17 protein-coding genes and 1 pseudogene are annotated in these 23322 nt (G+C 45.0%); all 18 read right to left on the bottom strand.

What is annotated here, in order from left to right; translation table 11 throughout:
- Nucleotides 1-204: 204 nt before the first annotated feature.
- The gene (locus LOZ80_RS04110) at nucleotides 205-2439 is read right to left on the bottom strand and encodes a glycoside hydrolase family 88/105 protein (RefSeq protein WP_238170225.1); all 2235 of its coding nucleotides are present in this window, start codon (nucleotides 2437-2439) and stop codon (nucleotides 205-207) included.
- Between the two features lie 10 nt (nucleotides 2440-2449).
- Nucleotides 2450-4201 carry a hypothetical protein gene (locus LOZ80_RS04105; RefSeq protein ID WP_238170224.1) on the bottom strand — a complete coding sequence of 584 codons (1752 nt, stop codon included), beginning with the start codon at nucleotides 4199-4201 and terminating at the stop codon, nucleotides 2450-2452.
- A 76-nt stretch (nucleotides 4202-4277) separates the two neighbouring features.
- Complete coding sequence (locus LOZ80_RS04100; RefSeq protein WP_238170223.1) at nucleotides 4278-5150, bottom strand: carbohydrate ABC transporter permease; 873 nt, start codon at nucleotides 5148-5150, stop codon at nucleotides 4278-4280.
- A gap of 26 nt (nucleotides 5151-5176) precedes the next feature.
- On the bottom strand, nucleotides 5177-6073 hold the full coding sequence (locus LOZ80_RS04095) for an ABC transporter permease (RefSeq protein WP_238170222.1): 897 nt from the start codon (nucleotides 6071-6073) through the stop codon (nucleotides 5177-5179).
- 98 nt (nucleotides 6074-6171) lie between these two features.
- Nucleotides 6172-7785 carry an extracellular solute-binding protein gene (locus LOZ80_RS04090; RefSeq protein ID WP_238170221.1) on the bottom strand — a complete coding sequence of 538 codons (1614 nt, stop codon included), beginning with the start codon at nucleotides 7783-7785 and terminating at the stop codon, nucleotides 6172-6174.
- A gap of 298 nt (nucleotides 7786-8083) precedes the next feature.
- The gene (locus tag LOZ80_RS04085) at nucleotides 8084-10309 is read right to left on the bottom strand and encodes a helix-turn-helix domain-containing protein (RefSeq protein ID WP_238170220.1); all 2226 of its coding nucleotides are present in this window, start codon (nucleotides 10307-10309) and stop codon (nucleotides 8084-8086) included.
- A 147-nt stretch (nucleotides 10310-10456) separates the two neighbouring features.
- Nucleotides 10457-10698: pseudogene (locus LOZ80_RS04080) on the bottom strand (VOC family protein); the annotation flags it as partial.
- Nucleotides 10699-11204: 506 nt separating this feature from the next.
- Nucleotides 11205-12338, bottom strand: coding sequence for a Gfo/Idh/MocA family protein (locus LOZ80_RS04075; protein WP_238172892.1), 1134 nt, complete (start codon nucleotides 12336-12338; stop codon nucleotides 11205-11207).
- A gap of 20 nt (nucleotides 12339-12358) precedes the next feature.
- Nucleotides 12359-13321 carry a sugar phosphate isomerase/epimerase family protein gene (locus LOZ80_RS04070; protein ID WP_238170219.1) on the bottom strand — a complete coding sequence of 321 codons (963 nt, stop codon included), beginning with the start codon at nucleotides 13319-13321 and terminating at the stop codon, nucleotides 12359-12361.
- 21 nt (nucleotides 13322-13342) lie between these two features.
- Entirely contained in the window at nucleotides 13343-14395 is a 1053-nt protein-coding gene (locus LOZ80_RS04065) for a substrate-binding domain-containing protein (RefSeq protein ID WP_238170218.1), read from the bottom strand.
- Nucleotides 14396-14430: 35 nt separating this feature from the next.
- The gene (locus LOZ80_RS04060) at nucleotides 14431-15405 is read right to left on the bottom strand and encodes an ABC transporter permease (protein ID WP_238170217.1); all 975 of its coding nucleotides are present in this window, start codon (nucleotides 15403-15405) and stop codon (nucleotides 14431-14433) included.
- The gene (locus tag LOZ80_RS04055; protein WP_238170216.1) at nucleotides 15405-16892 is read right to left on the bottom strand and encodes a sugar ABC transporter ATP-binding protein; all 1488 of its coding nucleotides are present in this window, start codon (nucleotides 16890-16892) and stop codon (nucleotides 15405-15407) included. The genes LOZ80_RS04060 and LOZ80_RS04055 overlap by 1 nt, the downstream gene beginning before the upstream one ends.
- Nucleotides 16893-17009: 117 nt before the next feature.
- Entirely contained in the window at nucleotides 17010-17981 is a 972-nt protein-coding gene (locus LOZ80_RS04050; protein ID WP_238170215.1) for an ABC transporter permease, read from the bottom strand.
- A complete protein-coding gene (locus LOZ80_RS04045; RefSeq protein ID WP_238170214.1) occupies nucleotides 17974-19476 on the bottom strand; it encodes a sugar ABC transporter ATP-binding protein in 1503 nt (500 codons plus the stop codon). The genes LOZ80_RS04050 and LOZ80_RS04045 overlap by 8 nt, the downstream gene beginning before the upstream one ends.
- A gap of 89 nt (nucleotides 19477-19565) precedes the next feature.
- The gene (locus LOZ80_RS04040) at nucleotides 19566-20402 is read right to left on the bottom strand and encodes a helix-turn-helix transcriptional regulator (RefSeq protein ID WP_238170213.1); all 837 of its coding nucleotides are present in this window, start codon (nucleotides 20400-20402) and stop codon (nucleotides 19566-19568) included.
- A gap of 172 nt (nucleotides 20403-20574) precedes the next feature.
- Nucleotides 20575-21117 carry a thioredoxin family protein gene (locus tag LOZ80_RS04035; protein ID WP_238170212.1) on the bottom strand — a complete coding sequence of 181 codons (543 nt, stop codon included), beginning with the start codon at nucleotides 21115-21117 and terminating at the stop codon, nucleotides 20575-20577.
- An 18-nt stretch (nucleotides 21118-21135) separates the two neighbouring features.
- Nucleotides 21136-22236 (bottom strand): cohesin domain-containing protein, encoded by a 1101-nt coding sequence (locus LOZ80_RS04030; RefSeq protein WP_238170211.1) that lies wholly within the window; start codon nucleotides 22234-22236, stop codon nucleotides 21136-21138.
- Nucleotides 22237-22265: 29 nt separating this feature from the next.
- Nucleotides 22266-23303, bottom strand: coding sequence for a leucine-rich repeat domain-containing protein (locus LOZ80_RS04025; protein WP_238170210.1), 1038 nt, complete (start codon nucleotides 23301-23303; stop codon nucleotides 22266-22268).
- Nucleotides 23304-23322 lie beyond the last annotated feature (19 nt).

Here is a 23322-nt window from a genome sequence, read left to right as displayed (position 1 = left end):
TTTGTTTTAAAATAACATTAAAAAGTTAATTTATAACATTATAATATGTTATTTTATAACATTCGTCTATCTCTTTTTCTATTCTGCGATAAAAAAATACGAGCTCCTAGATCATACTCTAGGGCTCGCATGGTTAAATGATAATGAGCGACAGCTTAAACAAAGAAGGTCAACCGACATGACGTCGACTGACCTTGCTGTTTATTAAGACAAGTAACCCTTCAATTTCGCGACTTCCGTTCCGGCCAGCATCATGATGCCAATTCCATGATTATCATTGGTTACCGTACGAAGATCCTCATTGTAGTATTCAGGGTGAAATGCATATCTAGAGCCACTGCAGACACCATGTACGTTGCCTTGGCGGTCTATGGCGATTCGGCTTAGACCGTTCCATGCTAAAAAGGCGGCCTCCGCATAACGATTGGGTTCGCGAAGCCAAGAAAAACGGACGCCCCGAGCAAAAGCATAGGCAAACATCGCAGTGCAGGACGCTTCCAAATAGGTCTCGGAAGCATTCAGCACCTGATGCCATAGACCACTTTCCGATTGCAGGGCTAAATAACCTTCACACAGCTCATTAAAGAATGCGAGCAGCGCCGGTCGGTCTTCGTGCGTCTCCGGCAAAACCTCCAAAACCTCCGTCAAGGAGAACAACACCCAGCCGTTTCCGCGGCCCCATGGTATGCCTGTTGCACGCCTAAACTTAAAATCATAAACATGGGACATAATCCGCTGCTCCGGCATGAATAAATAATTTCTAAATCGTAAAAACTGCTTTGCCGCTTCATCCAGCGCACGGGCATCACCCGATATTTCAGCGTAACGGCGCAAGAACGGCGTACTCATGTATAAATCATCGGCCCATATGGTATCCGCTGAATATTCTCCCGGGCATGTTCGGTAAAACGCTCCGTCCTCACGACGTTCCAGCTTGTTCAACATAAAGTCCGCGATCCGGGAGGCCACAGGTAAAAAGCCCTTATCGCCGCATTCCCGGTAGGCTTCGAGCATAGCTGAGCCGAAGGAACCGCAGTTGTCGAGCATTTTCATCATAACCAGCTGCTGGTTGATAGCGGGAAAGCCATACTGCTGAGCGTCCCAGAGGGAATACTCGAACATATCCGTACAGGCTTGAACGTGTTCTGTGGCATAACGAATCATATCCGGTCTATGGAGAAAACGTCCTGTTTGAAGCAGCCCGTAAATCGTAACACCGAGTGGATAATCCCAACGGGCATAATTGGTCATTGTGCCTACAGTCCATTTGTTGCTCAGCATAGAGTTCTCATAATAAGGACGAATCCAAGCATGAGGAAGGTCCAGCCGCCAATAGGCGTATTCTGCCTTTTCCATAACTTCTCTTGTTGTCGCATACAAACGGTCAGTTCGCTGCAAATCGCTTAGCTCGGGTTCCGCCTCCGCTTGGAACGGTCCGACATACAGCCAGGCCGCATCTCCTGATCCATGCACTTGATGGGGAGCATATAGATCAATGGGAGCACCGCCTATGGAGGCCGTTAACGTAAATCCCCAAGCGCCTTCACCGCAAACACTTTTCACAAGCAAGTCGTATACACCGCTAGATAACGAAAGCTCAAATGCACAATGGCCGGCCTTATTTTCTTTCACCGTCTCTTTTCCGTTAATCCATACCGTAATAGGCCCCGAAGAGGTGATAACCATATTCACAAGAAGGCTTCCGGCAAAATGCTGACGAAAACGGGTCCAAGCAAAAGCAAACCGACCCGGCTGGCGGCCATACATTCTTTCCAAAGATGGAAGCTCACGTTCTTCCTCGTTCCACTGGCACTCGGGAAACCAGCTTAGTCCGCTATTCTGTTCATAAGAAAGCAGGTCAGGCAGCGCGGTTTCATCCGGCACAACATCCTTGTCCACAGGAGCGGAGAACACCCATCCCGCCTTTCCCTGTCTTTCCTTAAACGGAGCCAGTACGTTCAGTATGCGGACCTTGGCTTCGTCCGATCCGATCAAACAGCCAAAGCCGGCTGGTGTATGCTTCATTTTGACGAACAAGCTGTTCCATCCTTTTGCAAAGGTGACATTTAGCTTCACGCTTGCGTCCGGAGTCATCTCGTCTATAACATTGGAACGATAGGTTAGACTGCCGTTAAAAAAGAAGCGGACCGGACCCAGGCAGCGGATGATGATATCCAGATTCCGCTCCTCATCGCTCCAAACAACGCCTGCACCATAGGCCCATTGCCCTGGCTTGGCGTTTGGAAACCGCTGGCTTAGGTCGATCTCATACAGACCATCCTTATTTTGCAGCACGCCTGATTGATGAAAGGTACGGTAGACAAACCCAGCCTGGGGATTGGCCCCGATGTACCGCTGCGCCAGAACCTTCAGGATTTCGGCGTCATTGTCGCCAAAGCGGTAATGAGCGCTTTCTTGTTCTTGAAAATAAACCGTCATGTTATCTCTCCTAACCATTCGAAGCAGCGTTCGGTGAAACCCGAATATTGAATGTATGATCAATCGGTGTAATCAGATTCACAAGCAGCATCTGACAGCCACTCGGATAAACCATATTGCGGATGGCTGTTGACGAATGCTCAGAAGCAGCTCCCTCTATTTCAATCCAATCTTCATTATTCTCGTATCTGACACGTCCATCGCGCCACATGATTTTGTCTTCCCCGGCAGGCTCACAGCCATCCGTATGCAGCGTCCCTTCCGCTCCGAAAAGAAAGACAACCTGTGTTAACACATCCACCGGCTTGTCTGACCGAATGCGTAAGGTCCATCCTTCTTTGGTCTCTGCCGCTTCAACGAAGGTCTCATGCGTCTGTTCATGGGTCATGGACCGTTTGTGATGCGGAAGCAGGTACCACGGGCTTAGAGATTCCGATGCAGATTCTGGAAGCTGCGTCTGCGGGACTGGGCCATAATAGCCCTTTTTCTCTTGCGCCTTCATAAGGTATACGCCATTCTGCTCCTGCAGCTCCTTGAACTTGATCGTGCCCGGCTCAAAGTTGGAGCCTATTTGAACGCCTAGCAGCCTGGCTTGGCCGTGCCGTAACGCAAAGAAAGAGGTGGCCTCCGTCATGACGGTCGCACTGGTTTTGCCGATCCGGTGTCTAGCTACCGGGGCGCCGAATTCCGGGTGAAAGCTGCTGTGCGAGATTTTCCCGTTATGACCGGCTTGCTCCATTTTGGATAAGTACAGGGAGCGATTGAAATCGCCATTAATGATTTTACGGTATTCGGTAGGAAGCTCAGCCGGTTGCACCGAGCTCTCCCGCAAAGCAGGATGAAGTAAAAGGTTTAGCATGGCGTTGTTCGGAAGGGCCCCCGGATGGGTAATCGCTTCGCCCGCCAAACTGGCCATGGCCGCAAACAAAGGATCCCGGTCATGTACCGCCATGAGTTGATAAATGGAATAATAGTCGGCAAGTGTGAACTTTTGGCCAAAATCTTGACGGCCCGAATAGTCCGTCACGATCTCGCCGTCAGGGTGAACCAAATATATCATCATCCTCAGATTAGCTCGCACACTCTCGAGCAGCTCTGGCCGCTCCAGATACCAAGCGGCATAGTAAAGATTAATGTCGCTGACCGCATTATAAATACCGTTGCTGCGCTCCGTCCATTCTCCGTCCGGAGTAATGTCCAGCCCTTCGGACAACCATTCCGAAGCACGTTCCTTGAGCGCTTCGATGCCAAAGATATCGTATAAGGAACCGAGGGCTGAGCAGATCACCCAACGATGATTAGGCGTATGAATGCCGCCTGTCAGCAAGGCAGGAATCGTCCGCTCCAGAAAACGATGGACATCGGCAGCAACGGACTCGGCCGGCTGCCACTCGCTTGACGAGAGCAGCTTGTAGATTTGGGACAGCCCAACAACGTTGAAGGCCGTGTCAGGCGGCGAATGATAGTTGGTCCAACCCGGTGAGATGGTGCCGTCCTCATGCTGGAAGTTCAACATAAAACGAGACAGTTTCTTCAGTCGTTCCAACAGTGTGCTGTCGTGATAATAAGCGGAATCCGGATTGATTAGGGCGGCTGCCCATAAACCCATAATCATTAGAGAATTCGTATGACTGGGCCATGGGATTCCTGTTGCCGGATCAACAACGCCTCCGTAATAGCGGCTTTCGTTATCCAGCACCTGACGATCAAACGCCTCTTTCACCCATTGATCGTTAATCTTCACTAGCTTATGATAGACCATGCGGTTTACCCTCTTTCTCCATGGACGCAAATCCTGTTTGCGCTTCAGTTTTATCTAGCAATTGAACGGACGATTTTTATTCTTTAACCGCGCCCAGCATAACTCCGGAAACAAAATAGCGCTGCAGCCAAGGGTAAACGATGAGAATCGGAACTGTAGAGAATATAACAGTAGCGGCTTTTAGACTCTCAGGCACAACAGCCTGTACTTGACTTCCTTCCAGTCTCATCAGGTCGTTGACCTGACTGTTCTGTATCATCTGATAGAGCTTCAATTGAAGCGGATAGAGCTCCGGCTTTGTAATATACATTAATGCATCTTGAAATCCGTTCCATCTTCCCACCGCGTAAAAAAGACTTAGTGTGGCCAGCGCCGGCATGGACAAGCGCAAAGTAATCCGCCACAGCATGCCGAAGTAGCTGCATCCGTCTATTTCCGCAGATTCTTCCAATGCCTTAGGGATGCTATTAAAGAAAGAAATGAGAATGATTAGATTAAATGCACTGACTAAGCCGGGCAGCACTAAAGACCATACGGTGTTCAGCAGATTCAGGCTCCGCATTAACATATATTCCGGTATCATGCCTCCGCTAAAAAACATGGTAAAAATGATGATCACCATAAAGATTTGTCGACCCTTAAGCTCTTTCTTCGATAATGGGTACGCGGCGGCGATCGTCATGATCATACACAATACCGTACTTAGCGCCGTCATGAAGATCGTAAAGCCCAAGGAACGAATCATCGCCATATTCGTAAACACTTTCTTGTACGCTTCCAAGTTCGCTTCAAGCGGCCATAAGGAAACTTTACCGGATGTAATAGGTATTGTTCCGCTCAAAGATACCGCAATAATATGGATAAAAGGAATAAGACAGAGCATTACGCTAACTGCCACACATGCAATAAAAACTGTATCATATACCCGGTTTACTGCCCGATCATTCATCGTACTGACTCCCCTCTACAGCTCACTTAAATAATGCCGTCACCAGTCAACTTTTTGGAAGCGAAGTTAGCTCCAATCAAGAAAATCAACCCTACGACAGCCTGGAATAATCCGACCACGGTCGCCAGTGTATATTGTCCAGATTCAAGTCCGACTCGATACACGAATGTACTTAAAACTTCCGAATAATCACGGACGATCAGATTTCCAATAATATACGGTCTGTCAAAGCCGATGGATACCATATTGCCTAGATTAAGAATCAGCAGCGTTGCCACGGTTGTTTGGATTCCCGGAAGTGTGATATGCCAGATGCGCTTCATCCTTCCCGCTCCGTCAACCTCTGCTGCTTCAAATAATTCCTTGTTGATTCCCGCTAGGGCTGCCAGATATAGGATCGTTCCCCACCCCGCGCTTTGCCATACTCCCGTTAATAAATAGGTGATCAGCCAGTAATTTTTATCCGATAGAAACGGGATGGATGGATAGCCCATACCGGTGATTATGTTGTTAATCATGCCGGAGTCATTGCCGAAAACTTGGTAAACGATACCGCCAATAATGACCCAGGATATAAAATGGGGAATATATAAAATCGTTTGGGAAAGCTTCTTAAACCATACGACCTTTATTTCAAACAGGATAATAGCCAAAATAATCGGTGCCGGAAAAGATACCAGAAGATCAAGAAAATTCAGCATAAACGTATTACGCAGTGCCTTAACAAAATCAGGATTTTTGAATACTTCCCGAAATGCCTCGAAACCTATCCAATCACTTCCGTTGATCCCTTTGAAAAAATTGAAATCCTTAAATGCAATTTGCACGCCATACATCGGCCCATATTTAAAGATGAAAAAGTAAACAATCGGCAATGCAACTAATGCATACAGCTGCCAGTATCGTCGAAGGTATACGTTCATATTAGCTGCTTCCTCCCCTAACACCCAATCTATTAAAATCAAAGGAGCGCCTACTTCACGCTCCTTTGATTTGGTGCAACCGCGGGCTTAACCTTCGGTTACTTTGTTTGCATTTCCTTCCATGCTGCTTTGCGTTCGTCAGCAATAGCTTGACCGCCGCTGGACATGTAGCCACTCATCATCGAGTCAAATACGGAGTCGAATTTATCTGGCTTAGCCATCGTTGCTTTTACGATCAACTCTTCCTCTTTCGCAATCAATGTAGTTCCGTATTTGTTTTCAGCTTCAATCGGACGTGGAGAGATAATCTGTTTAATCCCGTCCGTTGCAGCGATTTTAAGCACTTTATTAACATCGCTTTGATATCTTTCTGGGAAGTTCTTAATAAAAGCTGCGTCCGTTTTCTCTTGTGTATCAAGAACAAGACCGTTAGCGAGAATACCCATATCGCCGCCGCTGAACGTGTTGTTTTTAGCTTTAGCATCCATGTTTTCGATCACTGCCGGAATTCCATTAGCATCCAGATTGTAGTTCTGGCCCTTAACCCCTTTAAGCATGGTTAACAGATTGTCGCCCGTCGCCATCCAATCCAGATATTTAACGGCTTCGACGGCATTTTTACTCGACTTCGGAACCATAATGTACATACCGTTCGGAGCATCGAGCGGCTTAGCGTGTTTACCATCTTTATTGGTGTAGGCATCCACTGGAGTCAGTAACGCAGAAGGGACGTTCTTCTTCAGAGCATCATAAGTCCCTTCGTTGTAGAAAATGTTGATGGTATCCTCACTGAAGAAACCAATATTGCCGTTGGAAATAGCTTTAGTCAATGTTTCCTTTTTACTATCCAAAGCGAAGTCCGGGCTCATCAAGCCTTCGTTGTACAGCTTGTTCATAAACCGGATGGCTTCCTTGAAGCCCGGATCCAGCATAGGAATTTCACGAATTTGCGTTTTCTCGAAGCGCTCTTGATCGCTCATATTACCGATAAAGGACCAGATAATAGGCTCGTACTGGGCAGGGGCCATACTCATGCCAAGAGGAATCACTTTGCCGCCTGTTTGCCCCGGATCTTTTTCTTTAAACGCTTTTAATACGTTATAAAGTTCATCGGTCGTTTTGGGAGTCTGGAGACTCAATTTATCCAACCAGTCTTGACGAATGAAAGACGCATATTTGCCTATTTCCGCTCGCTTCGCCGGAATCGCATACTGCTTCCCTTGGTATTTGCCAACATTCAAAATTTCAGGTCCAAGGAGTTTGCTGACATTCGGACCGTATTGCTTCAACAAATCTGAAAGCTCTGTCAAACCGCCTTGAGTCGCATATTTACTGAAAGTACCTTTATCGTATGTGACCACGATATCAGGAACATCCGTGTTGCTAGCCATCAAAACATTCAGCTTGGGTACTTCTTCACTTCGCGGCACCGGAACAAACTCAACATTAATATTGTTCGGCTTGCCGAAATTTTCTTTAACAAAGTTGGTTAGGAACGAGTTCGTAATCGTGACACCGTCCGGCGGATTGCCGCGATCCCAGATCTCGATTTTCAAGTTGCCAGCTTTGGCTGGAGCATTGCTGCTTGCTGGAGCTGCGCTCTGGCCTGCCTGCTCTTTCTTATCAGAAGAACAAGCGGTCAATACGGTCATGCCTGCAAATAACATAGAAAGACTTAGTACGGCGAACTTCTTCGTTTTTCTTTTTTGCATGAATGCCTCACCTTACCCACTTTTAGATTTTTCACTCTGAAGCATGATTCCGTTTGTGGAACTGCCTCTGGAACACATTATTGCGTTTTTATGCTGACTTCGACAATAAACTAGTTTCACATGATAAACTTCAACCGTTTGAACCACGATGAAGGAGCGAATAAACTTTTTTCAAAATAAACCACGCCGATATAAACCGGAATAAACAATTTTCCCGATAAACCAAAATGGCTCACGCTGGTCAAAAAAAGCTTATTCCGCTCAGAATAAACAAACATTCTGGGAAATAAGCATCTTATTACTTTATCACTGTATTTTTCAACTTGCGGAAATCACCAGGCGTCACACCAACAACTTTCTTGAAAACCCTGCCGAAAGTAATGGCGTTGGCATATCCCACATTCATGGCAATATCCTGGATCGTATCGTTGGTGTTCTCGAGCAACGACTCCGCACGATTCATCCGGAGATGTACAAGAAAATCAACGAATTTCGTATTGAATTCTTCTTTGAATAAGTAGCTGGCATACTTTCCGGAAATTTGAAACCGGTCACTCAGATGCTTCAACGAAAGATCTGGGTTGGAATAATTGTTCTCAATGTACTTTTTGATTTCCTCAATCAAGGCTCTATAACTTTTAGATTCGTTCACCGATACATAAGTCTGGAATAATTCCGTCAACCAATCCGATACGATTCTCTGAACTTCATGAAGACTGGAGGCCTGTATGAGGGAAGTCCACATCTCCTCCCACAGCTTCCCTTTGAACTTGCTTGCCAAGTTCTCCGACAACTCTCCAACTTCTCGCTCCAGTATCTTCATCAAGGTCTCAAGTTGCAAGTGAATTTCTTCATTTCTTATATTGTCATTGATAAAAGACTGAAAAATCGCATCCAATCTTATCCGCCAGCCATCCCCCGCCAATCGGAATTCACGAACGAATTGGGACATGGACTGAAAATATTGATATCTGTGATAGTGTGATTGTCCGGGCAGATCATCGCTCATCACAACGGCCTCCTGCCCAAGAGAGAGCTTATGATGAAGGGCAGAGTTGGCAGCCTGATACGAAGAATGGATCTCTTCCGGTTTCTTCACGACTGATCCTATTCCCATCGTTAATGAGATACGCAGATGTTCATTGATCCAATCATGGCACTTTTCACCAACGGTTCTAAGAATAGTATTGTCAGGAGTATCCTCTTTAAAACAAACGATGGTTCCTAATTTATCACTGCTTATCCACTCCAGCCAGCCGCTCATGTGATGGTCATTAATGATTTCGTTCAATACGTTCATCACGGCGAATTTGAGAATATTTTGATCAGAGGGGGAGAAATTCTGTTGAAATTGACCATAGCGATTAAACTCGACGATAAAAACAGTGAATCCGCTAGGGGTGATACCCTGGCCAAAAGGCTGCATGCTCTTAATACGTTCGCTTAGGTCCCCCGCGCGTTCCCCCTCAATTAAATCACGGAATAGTTGTCTGCGAAGGACACGTTCATTATTCTGGCGCTCCTTCTCATAATCGGTCGTCTGTTCAATCAGATTCTCCAATGCATAACTGATTACGGCAAGGTCGTCCTTCGAAGAGAGCTTAGGGTTATTATTCTGAAGTTGGAGGAATTGCAACCGGTTCATCATCATCGTAATAGGCCGATAATTTCGCCTTGTAACGTAAAAGAGATACAACATTGCTCCAATAATGGTAGCGATTCCAATTACAATCCATATATAGGAAATCAAGGATACCCAGGAAAAAAGCTGACCGGCCTGAATACCGCTTTGGAAGGTCCAGTTCAGGTGTTCTGCATGAATGGTCGTGAGCACTTTACCCTTCTTTAAATAGCCATTGCCCAAAAATTCAAACACTTGGTTACCGCTTTCATCATAGACGTCGAGATAAGAAACGTTCCCGCTGATGAGGCCGCTGATCATTCTTTCCAATCGGTACGTGCTGACATTGACAACCATTAGCCCATCCTGGCCAAATGGAATTGGCAATGATCGGGTGAGAGAGATTACCGACACCGGATTCTGCCCATTTGCTGCCGGATACTCGCGGACCTTACTCCAAGCGCGACTTTCGGGCTCCTGCAGCCTTTTGCGAAGGAAGTCCGCATCAGCGAAAGCGTTAAGCTCGACCAGACCGCTCTGAGTAAGTACAATGTTACCTTGCTTGCGATAAATATAAATAGAATCAATTAAGCTGTAGTTTTTGACTAAGGTATTCATGTTGTTGACGACATCATAAAAGCGCTCGTTCGAATCACCGGATGGATAAAGAAAATTGTCATAGGAGTTCTCCAGCTCCAGTTCTTGTAAAACCTTCATCTCCATGTCACTCATCGTACGATCAACGGTGTCCACTAAATAACTTGTTGAGATATGATTGGCTTTAGAAGTTTCACTTCTAGAAAGATCGTTCACAACAAGAAATGACATGAAAATCAGCACTGTTATCGTCAGAAGGAAGATCGGCATGTATGACAACAAAAATTTTCTCGAAAACGTATTCATTTAAGTCGTCCTCCTTATGACTCCAAAATTATCACTTAGCTTCCCCAGTTTTTAATAAGATCATTTTAAGATATATTCCTCAAAATAAAAAGGAGCAATGAGATACTTTCTTCACTCTCGCATCTCAATACCTTCGTCGCGATTTCAAAAAAGAATTCCGCCTTTTTCCCGGAAGTAGATGGCATTAAAATATTGACGGTCAATGATTTGTGTTGGTTGGAATCCTTTGCGTGTAACTTCCTTTTGCCACTCATCATGATCATCATAATCATTCGCACGCCAGGCAATATGATGGACCGTACCAGACCCACCAATTCCCCAAAATTTACACTAAAAAGAACGGCCCCTCCGAAACCTTTTATGGCTTCTTCAGGAGTAATACCATCGAATATGATGAATACCAGTCGTTTGTTTAGACATTAAAATGCCTCCTTAAATAAGCTTAAACCTTATTTTTCTCCTGCTTGTTGATAAACATCCATTTTTTATTCTAAAATCTTAAGTTGCCACCCTTAACCTAATGACATCTGAATACATTTGGTAGAGTTTAACCATGATATCAACAATGAGGTTTAAACATTATATATAGGAGGATAACGATGGGTGGAATAGGCATTTTTGGATTTGGACGTATTGGTCGCCAATTGTTGAGGGTCGCTTTAAAAGAAAATCTTTTTGTTCGGCATCAAATAATAATTTGTTGATACATTCAACCGAAAAAAGGACAGACGAATGAATGCATTCGACCTGCCCTTTTCTTAGCATATGCATGACTTCGATTTCCGCGATTGATTGTGTGTTGAAGGCAACGCTTTCTTAAAAAAACGTTTGGCCGCGGAAGCGTCTCGATTTTCATATAACGACGAATGTAATTGAATGCTGGTATTTTCCCGTTTTATACGTCCTCAACGAGTACCCATGCGCCTTTCTCAATGGATTGATCCACGGCTTCCAACACTTGCTGACACTGCACACCATCATAGAAATTAGGTGCAAAATCAGAACCATTCACGATGCTTTGAATGTATTCATACACCAAATGAATGAATGCATGCTCATACCCGATCGTGTGACCTGGCGGCCACCAATTGGCGGTATAGGGATGTACGCCTTCTGTTACAAGAATCGTACGGTATCCTTGAAGGTGCGGCGGATCGTCTTTAAAGTAAACTTCCAATTCATTGAGTCGTTCCAAATTAAATCGCAAGGCGCCTTTACTGCCGTATATTTCAAAGGTTTGGTAATTTTTTCGACCATATGCAAAGCGAGTTGCTTCGAATGTCCCCATCGCGCCATTCTTAAATTCAGCCAAGAATGACGTTGCATCATCCACAGTGACATCCCCCATCTCATCCGATGCTACGGCTGTAAGACCCTGGCTTGATGCGGGGATTGGACGCTTATGTACGAACGTTTTGCTGTGGCCGACTACGCGTTCAAAATCGCCGATCAGGAAACGAGCTAAATCAATACAATGGGCATTTAAATCCCCATGCGATCCGGAACCGGCGACCTCTTTATTGAGGCGCCATGCTAATGGAAAGTCAGGATCTGCCAACCAATCCTGCAAATAGGTTGCTCTGTAATGATGGATATCCCCAATTTGGCCTTCCGTAAGGATTTGTTTGGCCAACTGTACGGCAGGCAGGAAACGATAATTGAAGCAAATCGCATGCTTGACACCCGACTGCTCTGCTGCTTGCAGCATCTCTCTAGCATCAGCAAGCGTCAAGGCCAGCGGCTTCTCGCAGAATACATGCTTACCGGCCTTAACAGCCCCGAGTACAATCTCTTTATGTGCATTGCTTGGAGCATTTACATCAATTAAATCAATGTCATCCCTATTGATTAAGCGCTGCCAATCGGTTTCATAGCTAGACCATCCGAATTTTTCAGCTGCAGCCTGTACGCCGTCTATATCGCGACCGCAGATGGCTTGCATAGAAACATCTGCATCAAGTTCAAAGAACATGCCTACATCCTTATAAGCATGGCTGTGAGCCTTGCCCATAAATTTGTAGCCAACCATCCCCACATTGATCACCGGTTTTAAGCCCACCACATTTCACCTGCTTGTTCACCAATGATGATCCCTTTCAGGAAATCCGCAGCCTTCTTGAAGCCTTCATCGGTCGACATTAAGCTATCCTCGTGCTCAATGCTAATCGCTCCGTCATAGCCTACCTTGCGCAGCGTGCTGATGATTCCTTTCCACACGTTCATATCGTTCCCATAGCCAATCGTACGGAAAATCCATGAACGTTCAAGCTCATTGCTGTAAGGCTTTACATCAAGGACACCATTTAACGAAGTATTGCGCGCATCGATCCTCGTGTCTTTGGCATGCACATGGTAGATTGATTTTCCGAGCTTCTTAATGCACTCTTCAGGGTCCATCCCCTGCCAAAATAAATGGGAAGGATCAAAGTTAACGCCGATATTATCTCCGGTTTCTTGACGAAGCCGCAAAGCCGTCTCTGTGTTGTATACGACGAAGCCTGGATGCGCCTCAATCGCTACGCGAACGCCATGCTGCCTGCAGAAGGCGGATTGCTCACGCCAATAGGGAATTGTTTTCTGCGACCACTGCCAGTCCAGTACTTGTAAAAAGTCAGGCGGCCATGGACAAGTGACCCACGATGGACTTTGGGACGTGTCTGAATCACCTGGACATCCTGAGAAAGTGATGACCGTTTCAACACCTAAAGCTTCTGCTAGACGCACGGTATTTTGAAAATCTTCATGATGCTCAGCCGCGATGGCTGCATTCGGATGAAGCGGATTTCCATGACAGCTTAAAGCGCTAATCGATAGACCGCGCTGCTCCACCATTTGTTTCAAGTCAGCGATCTTGCCTGCATCGCGTAAAACCTCGGAAGGCGATATGTGGGCTTTGCCCACATATCCCCCTGTACCGATTTCTACCGTTTGCAATCCAGCCTTTTGAACAAGATCAAGAGCTGACTCGAGCGTTTTCTCGCCATACAGTACTGCAAATACGCCCAATTTCATAGAAACACTCTCCTGCAAATTTTAGTAGTTTGCATCTGCTTTATAATATTGGTCAACATTTGCCGGTGTAACTGGAGCGGCATCCAGAATGATGTGATGAGGAATGCTTTTCTCCCAGAAGCCATCGACACCTTTACCCTCTAACAACTTAACAGCCAGATTGACAGCTGAACCGCTCATCGTCGGTGAATAAGTTAAGGATACAATCACATCAGGCTTTTGTTTTTCCTTCATCATTTGATAAATTTCTTTCTCACCGCCTGAGCTTACAATAAACATTTCCTTATCACGCTTCGCGTCACGAATAGCTTGAACGATACCAATCGTCATATCATCGTCTTGTGAGTAAACGCCATCAATTTTTGCATTTGCCTGTAAAATATTTTCCATTGCTTTCAAGGCTTTTTCTCTTGTAAAATCACCTGGCTGCGTAGCAACGATCTGAATACCAGGGTAATCTTTGAGGTAATCGCGGAAACCCTTCGACCTGAGATCGGTAACCGTAGATGGAACTCCGGAAATTTCAACCACTTTTCCTTCTGGTTTTCCATTACGCTTCGTCATCTCTGCTACCAAATACTTGGCATCCCCGAAACCAATCCCGTAGTTATCTCCACCGATATACGTACGATAGTTTTCTGTATTTACAGCGCGATCAATAACAATCAAAGGAATGTTAGCTTTTGCAATTTTATCAGCAGCTGGTGTTAAGGCAGCGGACTCAATTGGCAGCATCACAATGGCATTGACTTTTTTCGTGATCAAATCCTCAATATCCGAGGTCTGCTTAGCAGGATCACTCGCCGTATACATAATAAGCTTCACGTTTTTGTGCTTCTGTGCTTCCGCCTTCGCATTCGCTACGAGAGCGCCCATCCATCCGTGGTCGGCCGAAGGCACCGAAATTCCTAACGTATATTCGCCGCCAGCGGCAGTCACACTCTGCGTTTCAGTCGCTTTTTCCGCAGGCTCCGTTGTTGTAGATGCCACTTTATCCGATGTCGTACAACCCGCTAATACACCTGTTAAGCTAATCATGACAACTACGGTATGAAACCATTTTTTCTTTAACATAGTAGACCTCCTGAGAATATATTTTGAATAGCTTGCTATTCTTTCTTTTGCAGCATAACGGCCGCTATAATAATCAGCCCTTTGACCACCCCCTGCAGATAGGGTGAAATATTAAGCAAATTCATGACATTACTCAAAACACCTAAGATCAGAACACCAAATAATGTACCAATGATGCGGCCCCGCCCTCCGGATAGGCTAGCCCCACCTATGATTACAGCAGCTATCGCATCCAACTCATACATGTTCCCCGAGCTTGAAGTCGAAATTGAATTTAAGCGTGAGGTTTCTATGATCGAACCAATAGCCGCGGTGAATCCACAAATCATGTAAGAAATGATCGTCACACGTATGACCGAAATTGCCGATAAACGTGCTGACTGTCTGTTGCCGCCTACGGCATAAATATGTCTGCCGAAGACTGTCTTTTCTAATACGACAAAGGATATGAGTACAATAAACGCGAAGATCAACACAGGATAAGGAATTCCGAGTAAATATCCGTTACCAATTTTTGCATAGTTTGAATTCATCCCTGATATCGCGCCTGCATCCGCATAATAAAGTGCGAGTGACCTCGCAATAGTCATCATAGCGAGCGTGGCGATAAATGCTGTGATTTTGCCATAGGTAATCATAAATCCGTTAATGAGGCCGAGTATAATCCCCATCGCCAAGCCCAGCAAAATCGAGATACCAATCGGCAGATGGTAAGTGACCTGTGCAGCCATAATCACCATACCGGATAGCGCCAGGATGGAACCGACGGATAAATCAATGCCTCCTAAAATAATGACAAACGTCATGCCTACAGATATAATGCCTACGATTGAAATTTGTCTTAGTACATTGGTAATGTTTGCTACACTGAGGAAATGCTCACTTAAAACAGAGGCCAACACAACAAGAACAATAAAAGCAAAAATGACACTATATTGTTCCCAAATTACTTTTACCCCAAATCTGTTTTTAGAGGTGGGGGGTGCACTCAAATCAACTACTTTTGCCACTACATTCCCTCCGCTATTCCGGCTGCTAATGCCATTATTTTTTGTTCATTGGCTTCTGTATGATCTAATTCTCCATGAATAGTCCCTCGATGCATGACTAGAATACGGTTACATAATCCAAGAAGCTCTGGTAATTCCGATGAGATGACAATGACTGCTTTTCCTTCCGCCGCAAATCGCGAGATGAGATGATAGATTTCACTCTTGGCTCCTACATCAATGCCTCGAGTCGGCTCATCCAGGATGAAGAGTTCACAGTCCGTTGCCAACCACTTGGCGATGACTACTTTTTGCTGATTACCGCCGCTCAGGCTCTTCACAGGCTGGGTTACTTTATTTACTTTAATATTTAATTCCTTCACCTTCCGGTCTACGGTTTGATCCTCGGTTTTTCGGTTAATCACCTGCCATTTGCTCACTTTTTTCGGAACTGCGATTGTAATATTTTGCGTAATACTCATATCTAGAAATAACCCGGACTGTTTTCTATCCTCTGTTGCGAAGCCAAACCCCAACGCAACCGCGTCTACGGGATTACGCAAATGGACCTGTTTTCCTTTCCAATACATCCTTCCCGTGTCCGGCTTCCAATCGCCGAATAAAGTACGCGCCAATTCCGTTCTACCTGCGCCAACCAGCCCCGAGAAGCCTACAACTTCACCTTTGCGTACGCTGAAATTCACATTATTGAAATAAGGCTTAAGTGACAAATTCTCTACCTTCAATACTTCTTCACCGAATTTAGAAGCTTTGGATGGGAACAATTCATTCAATTCACGGCCTACCATGAGATTAGCTATCGAACGTTCGGTTAGTTCTGACATCGGTAATGCCGCTACATTCTGTCCATCGCGCATAACGGTTACGGTGTCACAGAACAGGCGCAACTCGTTCAAGCGATGCGAGATATAGATAATGGAGGTGCCTCTTGCTTTAAACTTGCGGATCAGTTCAAATAGCCGGGCGCTTTCTCTTTCCTCAAGTACGGCTGTGGGTTCATCCATAATGAGGATGCTTGCGTCAAGTGATAACGCTTTCACAATTTCAACAATTTGTTGTTGACCTATACTTAATGAATGAATCTTTGCGTTGGGGTCCAGGTCCAAATGAAAGCTTTCCAGGAGCTGCCGCGTTTCAGCTACCATGCTTTCCTTATCCGTGAATACGCCCAACTTGCGAGGCTCTCTCCCCAAAAACACATTCTCTGCAACCGTCATATGAGAGATTAAATTCAATTCCTGATGAATAATACCGATTCCCAGCTTCTGAGAACTCGTAGGTGAATGGATTTTCACCTGTTTTCCATCTAGCAGAATTTCTCCTTCATCCGGTTCATGAATGCCCGCGAGTATTTTCATCAGGGTAGATTTGCCTGCGCCATTCTCTCCCACTAATGCGAGAACTTCGCCCCGTTTTAACACCAAATTCACGTTATCAAGCGCGCTCATGCCATTGAAAGTTTTACTAATATTTTTCATTACCAGCATCCCATGTTTCTCCTCCTCTTCTCACCATCCATACTTTGATGATAGAGGTTTTGAACCTTGGCAACAATGAATAAAACGATGTTAAAACTTCACTTTCCTGCGGAATCACAGGCGTTTCTAATCCATTTTCTTTTGCTTGTACAAGACGGCCAGCATGAGGATGCCCTTAAGAATGCCTTGTAGATAAGGCGACACATTTTCAAGATTCATGTAGTTGCTAATCATACTTAGAATGAGCACACCGCAAGCGGTGCCCCAGATTGTCCCTTTTCCGCCCGATAAATTGGCGCCACCAATCACAATGGCTGCAATCACATCCAACTCATAGGTAGTTGCTGAGGATGACGTAGAAATGGAGTTCAGCCTTGAGGTCTCCAGAATAGCTCCGACTCCTGCCGCCAATCCGCTAATGCCAAAGGCTATGATCGTCACCCAGTGCATAGGTGTACCGGATAAAAAGGCTGCAATCCGATTGTTGCCAACCGCATAAATGTACCTGCCCAATAGGGTGCGTGTTAACACGATATGGGCCAAAATCGCGGCAAGAATAAGCGGGAATAAAATATTTGGAATCCCTAATGTATAGCCATGTCCTAGAGATGTATACTGGCTATACTTGCCTTGCAGGGCACCGCCGGAAGCGTACCAAAGTGAAATGGATCGAACGGCAAACATCATCCCTAAGGTCGTAATAAAAGAAGGGACCTTCCCATAGACGACAATCACCCCGTTCAAGAGACCAAGAAGCATTCCCGCTATAACACCTGCAATACTGGATAACCAAATGCCAAATCCATCAATACCTTGTAAAACCATAATGATGGATCCCGAGAAGACTAGAATCGAACCTACTGAAAAGTCGACCATACCTAGTAAAATAACGAAATGGACGCCGAGCGCAATCATGCCGACAACCGATGCCTGACGAAACAGGTTCATCAGATTTTCCCAGGAAAGGAAGTAATCACTCGTCACAGAAGCGATAACAAAAAAAACGACGATAATGAGAAAGACATGGTTCTTCTGTATGAACCTCCAGGCCAGTCCCGGTTGATTAACTCTCAAAGGCAAGCCGTATCTCTTATTCAATTTCTTGTGCCTCCGATCTAGGTGTACCTGTCATCCCTGATGCTGATTGGGTAATTCTTTCCTCCGTTGCTTCCATACGCGTCATTTCATCCACAATATGGCCTTCATGCATGACTAAAATACGAGTACAGATGCCGAGCAGCTCTGATAAATCCGAGGAAATGATGATCATTCCTTTGCCTGCTTCCACAAGATCATGGATAGAGGCATACATTTCGGTTTTAGCGCCTACGTCAATACTTTGGGTAGGTTCGTCCAGGAAGTATAAGTCACAATCCGCAACCAGCCATCTGCCTAGGGTAACCTTTTGCTGATTTCCGCCGCTAAGGTACTTTACCTTCTGGTCCGGCCCTTGGATGTTGATGCTCAATTGAAGGATCGCATCCAGAGCTTTGTCTTGCTCCTCTTTAAACAGAAGAAACTGCCATTTATGTAAATGATCCAGACCTGATATGGTCAAGTTTTGGGAAATATTCATATCCGGAAACAATCCTTTACCTAATCGATCCCGATTCACGAAACCAAAACGATGCTGGATCGCTTCGCGCGGGCCACGAAAACGAACTTCCTTTCCCTTCCAGATCACCTCGCCGGAATCCCTTTTTAGCTCTCCGAAAATCGTCTTCGCGAGCTCTGTTCTTCCCGAACCGACCAAACCGGCAAATCCAAGAATTTCTCCCTCATACAGCTGAAATTGTATATTATTAAACCAGGGCTTGCGGGTAAGCCCCTTCACACTGAGAAGCTCTTTTCCTTTCTCATGCGTGACCTGTGGGAATAAATATTTCAGCTCTCTGCCAAGCATAAACCGAATAACATCATTCTCGCCTAATCCTTTCAAATCGCGCGTAATCACGTGTTTACCATCACGTAGAATGGTAATCCGATCACAGATGTTGTGCAGCTCCTCCAAGCGGTGTGTAATATAGATAATGCCAATGCCTTCTTCCTTAAAAGAACGGATCAGTAGAAATAAACGTTCTCTTTCCATATCCGTTAAGCTTGCCGTAGGTTCATCCATAATTAAAATGCGCGCACGCTTTGAAATTGCTTTTGCGATCGCAACAGCATGCTGCTCGCTAAGCGATAGATGGCGGACCAGAGTGCCAGGGTGATGAATATAGCCTAACGACTTCATAATGACCTTTGCATCCCTTTTCATCTTGCGATGGTTAGCAAATAGTCCAAAAACTCTCGGCTCCACACCCAGGAATATGTTCTCAGCAATACTCATGTCTTGAACGAGCGCTGGATCCTGATAAATGATCGACACACCTAATTGCTGCGCTTCAATGGACGAGTTTATATGAACCCGTTTACCCTCGATGCTAATTTCGCCTTCATCGGGTTGATGAAAGCCAGAAATCATTTTCACCAATGTCGATTTGCCGGCTCCGTTGCCGCCAATCAACGCATGCACTTCTCCATGCCCCAGATGAAAATTAACGCCATCCAGTACTTTAACCCCAAAAAATGACTTGTTAATATTTTGCATATCCAGGAGCATCCATCCACATCCTCTATATTCATCTTGCTCTCACCACCCTAGCCCAATTATCAGAGAGTAAGCCACCGAAGGTTGGGCTAGGATTGCTTTCTAAACTTCCCGGGTGATTCGCCCGTTGTTTTCTTAAACAGGAGATTAAAATAATTAGAATTCGGGTACCCGACCTGCAAGGAGATATCCTGTACGGAAAGAGTCGTCCCCGTTAGCAATCTTTTCGCTTTATCAATTCTGCATTTAATCAAATATTGGATAGGTGAAATGCCGATTTCCACTTTAAATAAATGAGCCAAATGATACGGGCTTACATAAACAACGCTTGCTAAATCATTTAAGGAGAGATCCCTGACATAATTTTCTTCAATGTAAGCCTTTACAATTTGTGGAATAGAAATCGATGTCGAACGCGGTCTGTGGTCCGTAAATCGAAATAGCATAATGAGAAAGGTTTGAAGCAAAGAAGCGATAATCTCCGAAGACCCTATTGCAGGTGTGCATGCTTCCTTATAGATATCCGAAAAAAATCGATTAAAGTTGTCGAACTCTGTCTCCATTCTTAATAACGGCAGCGCATCCTGATCAAGCAACCGACCTTCCGGCAAGCCTGAAATGAATACCCCAGAAATCGAAATTAATATACCCCGAAAGGATGTACCCGTAGTTGGTCGCATACCATATTCCGTGTCCGGATGAATGACAAGTAAATCCCCTTCAAGAATCGATTGCATTTGGCCGCCATTATAAAGCTCACCACGCCCTTCTTGAAGTAAAAAGATTTCTGTGTGTGGGTTGGAAGAAAAAGAATACTCTGCCAAGTGCTCAGAACGAACTTGTACGGCTGATAGGAAGCGAGGTTTATCTAAAAAAATGGTCTCCATCTGATTTGGATTTCCCCACTCCTTTTGTAATTTTTTCAATTCCCACAGCACCACAAGCTTATGATCCAATCCATTAACGTAAAATATAGAACTCGAAACTTTCGGGGATCCCTCTCCTTTTGATACATATTGTATCAAAAGGAGAGGGATCCGGCAATTTATTCCAAGTTTCGTCACAAAAATCACGACAATGAGATTGAATGGTTGATTCTCATTTCATATCCGCGTGTTCATGCCCATCCCCATGTTTGTGTCCTTTCCCATTATCATGTCCATCGTCATCTCCAAACTGGAAATGTTCATAGAACTCCTCGTATTTCTTGTCGCTCTCATCGCCTTCAATCCATGCGATTAGCCAGCCTTTATTGTAATACGCTACGGCAGGAAGCTCCTTATAGAAATGGACAAGCGGCAATCCCTTTTCATTTTTCAAGTCCAGTGCGCCGCCATAATTCGTCAAATTAAAACGATACAGCTTAACGCCCTTTTTCTCGGCAGCAGCTGAAATGACGGGCTCTAGCTTGGTGCAGTGCCCGCAATTTGATTTATACAAGTACACAAAGTTTTGATCGTCAGAATGAATAACGCGCTTTAATTCAGCGATCGCTTCACTGCTGCTTCCTGTAATTTCATTAGGGCCGTTTATTTGTGAATCAGCCCATGTCGTTTCTATACCTTTCCATTGCCCTATACCGACAACTGCAACCAGCAGCGCTATAGCGCCCGTCATGAACCAAAATGTTTTTCTTGCCATTTCAATAAAAGCCTCCCGCTATTTCAATAATTTATAAGCCACATAGGCAATATCCAAAACATTGATTTTGCCATCCAGATTCATGTCAAGGCGCTCATCAAATCCGCTGTCGGCGGAAGCTTTACCGTTCGCTTGAGCGATCCGAATCAGATCATTAACAGCCAGATGGCCATCCCCATTGATATCCGGGTTGGCAAGAGCAACACTGCCCGCATAATCTGCTGCTGGGCTTTGGATGCCGCCGTTTGAGTCGGAAAACTTGCTACCCTGACCGATGACAAAGCGCGATAAGCCATGCCCGTCTTTCGCTTTAAATTTCAGTTCAACTAAGCCGACTTTACCGTTTACCCCTTGTTCAACAGCTAATCGAGTACCAATGATTCTCATTTTCCCATCTTGGTCACTATAGAATAGCGAAGCCGTATGGTTCAGAACCCCAAAATCTCCATGCAGATTCGGCGATCCTTCCAACTGTACAAGCGCTGGATTGTAATCCAAATAAATGTCAAACCCATAAAGGTCATCTGCCTCTGCCTTAATAACCAGACTGAATACTTCACCAGGCTCCGCGAGCTCAGTGTTCTTGTCAATAAAGAGTTGAAGCTCCTCGGAAGGTACAGAGCCGGACATTTGAAACTCCTCATTTTGCTTGGAGATGATTGGATTCCATCCGCCGTATACGCGAATGCTCTTCAGCATAAAGCTGAGCTCATCTCTTTCTTGACCTGCTTTATAATGAAAAGTGATATCTCCGATTTTCCCGCTTCTTCCTTGGGGCTGCGAGGAGAGCTCCGGACTTAAGACGACCAGCTTATACAAGTTTGTCGTGGTATCATAATTGTCTGCCGCGCTGGATTGGATGACCGTGTTATCCGCGTTAAATATCCCGCTCTTCTCATCCAGCTGCTCCGGAAGCTGAATTTCTGCCTGAAATCCGGTAAAATCCGCGCTAAGGTTCTGATAGGACAATGACAGCTTCACCTGATTCCCTTGCCGCAACCCCTCCACGACGATATGTCCATTTGCATCGGAGATTGTATGGGGGGCAGCTAAGGATAGACTGGAAAACGAGAGAAGAAAAATAAGCGACACTAACACGATTTTCCTTAACTGGTTCATGTGGAATGTTCCCTTCCTCTCCCATCGTTTCATTTAACGATTAGTTTAAATTCAACATGCTTGCTTTTCGCATCATTCAAATTCAAATAAAAATGAATCAAATCTTGGATATCCTGCTTATCGAACACGCCATCTCGGTTGATATCATAGATGTACGCGGTTCCGTCAATTTGCGCAGCATCGATCTCATTACCCGTGACTTTCAATTCCGCATGGCGATTTCTCATATCGTTAATATCCAGATAATAATTAATCATATCGTTAACATCATTCATATCGGAGACAGCATCTTGATTCACATCATACAGATAGGCGCCGGCAGGGATCACTAACGCACGCTCCACAATTACACCCTGGTTCTTCAATTGCTTGAGCAACTCATTTGAATCCGATGAGACGGCAAAGCCTCGTTGATTGATATATTGCAGTTGAGCTAATTCACCAATGGGTGAAAGATGGGTTACCGGATTGTACGCTAATGAAAGCCATTGCAGTTTTCCTAACGACTCCATCCCTGAAATGTCCGTAATTTTGTTATCTTCCACATTGAGTGATTCCAGCTTGTTCAGCGCAGTTAATGGCGAAAGCTCATGAATTTGGTTTCCGGCTACATTCAGCTCTTTTAATTGGAGCAAAGGTTCTAATCCAGCCAAGCTGTCAATTTGATTATTAGCCAAATACAGATGTTCAAGATGGCTTAAAGCGCTGACGTCGCTCAACCAGGTAATGTGATTGTTCATCAACCAAAGTGACTTTAAGTCAACCAGCTTGCTGAATGCATCCATACTTGCGATTTGATTGTTATTCAGGATTAGTGTCTTCAGATGAATGGCATATTCAATTCCGCTTATATCCTTAATCCCTCTGTTCGACGCATCGAGGTCCGTCAATCCTTCCATATCATCATCTGTGATATCCCCTGCAGACTTATTCAATTTGTCCCTCACGGCGGCTTCCAAATTAACATCAGCAAACGAAACCGTTTTTCCGCTGGCGTAAGCCTCATTGGTTAGCCCGACCAAGACGGAACATACTAGCAGAAAACATACACTTTTCCACTTATTCACTCATCGTCCCCTCCTTCCC

Origin of the sequence: Paenibacillus sp. HWE-109, from assembly GCF_022163125.1 — a bacterium.
GTDB lineage: Bacteria > Bacillota > Bacilli > Paenibacillales > NBRC-103111 > Paenibacillus_E.
Note: the sequence above shows the minus strand (reverse complement) of the source record. Positions and strands in the feature narration are given on the sequence as shown.

Coding starts and splice junctions, on each gene's coding strand:
- LOZ80_RS04105 (WP_238170224.1), bottom strand. CDS start 4,201: ATGGTCTATCATAAGCTAGTGAAGATTAACGATCAATGGGTGAAAGAG.
- LOZ80_RS04030 (WP_238170211.1), bottom strand. CDS start 22,236: ATGAACCAGTTAAGGAAAATCGTGTTAGTGTCGCTTATTTTTCTTCTC.
- LOZ80_RS04065 (WP_238170218.1), bottom strand. CDS start 14,395: ATGTTAAAGAAAAAATGGTTTCATACCGTAGTTGTCATGATTAGCTTA.
- LOZ80_RS04095 (WP_238170222.1), bottom strand. CDS start 6,073: ATGAACGTATACCTTCGACGATACTGGCAGCTGTATGCATTAGTTGCA.
- LOZ80_RS04110 (WP_238170225.1), bottom strand. CDS start 2,439: ATGACGGTTTATTTTCAAGAACAAGAAAGCGCTCATTACCGCTTTGGC.
- LOZ80_RS04045 (WP_238170214.1), bottom strand. CDS start 19,476: ATGCAAAATATTAACAAGTCATTTTTTGGGGTTAAAGTACTGGATGGC.
- LOZ80_RS04085 (WP_238170220.1), bottom strand. CDS start 10,309: ATGAATACGTTTTCGAGAAAATTTTTGTTGTCATACATGCCGATCTTC.
- LOZ80_RS04090 (WP_238170221.1), bottom strand. CDS start 7,785: ATGCAAAAAAGAAAAACGAAGAAGTTCGCCGTACTAAGTCTTTCTATG.
- LOZ80_RS04055 (WP_238170216.1), bottom strand. CDS start 16,892: ATGCTGGTAATGAAAAATATTAGTAAAACTTTCAATGGCATGAGCGCG.
- LOZ80_RS04035 (WP_238170212.1), bottom strand. CDS start 21,117: ATGGCAAGAAAAACATTTTGGTTCATGACGGGCGCTATAGCGCTGCTG.
- LOZ80_RS04100 (WP_238170223.1), bottom strand. CDS start 5,150: ATGAATGATCGGGCAGTAAACCGGGTATATGATACAGTTTTTATTGCA.
- LOZ80_RS04070 (WP_238170219.1), bottom strand. CDS start 13,321: ATGAAATTGGGCGTATTTGCAGTACTGTATGGCGAGAAAACGCTCGAG.
- LOZ80_RS04075 (WP_238172892.1), bottom strand. CDS start 12,338: ATGGTTGGCTACAAATTTATGGGCAAGGCTCACAGCCATGCTTATAAG.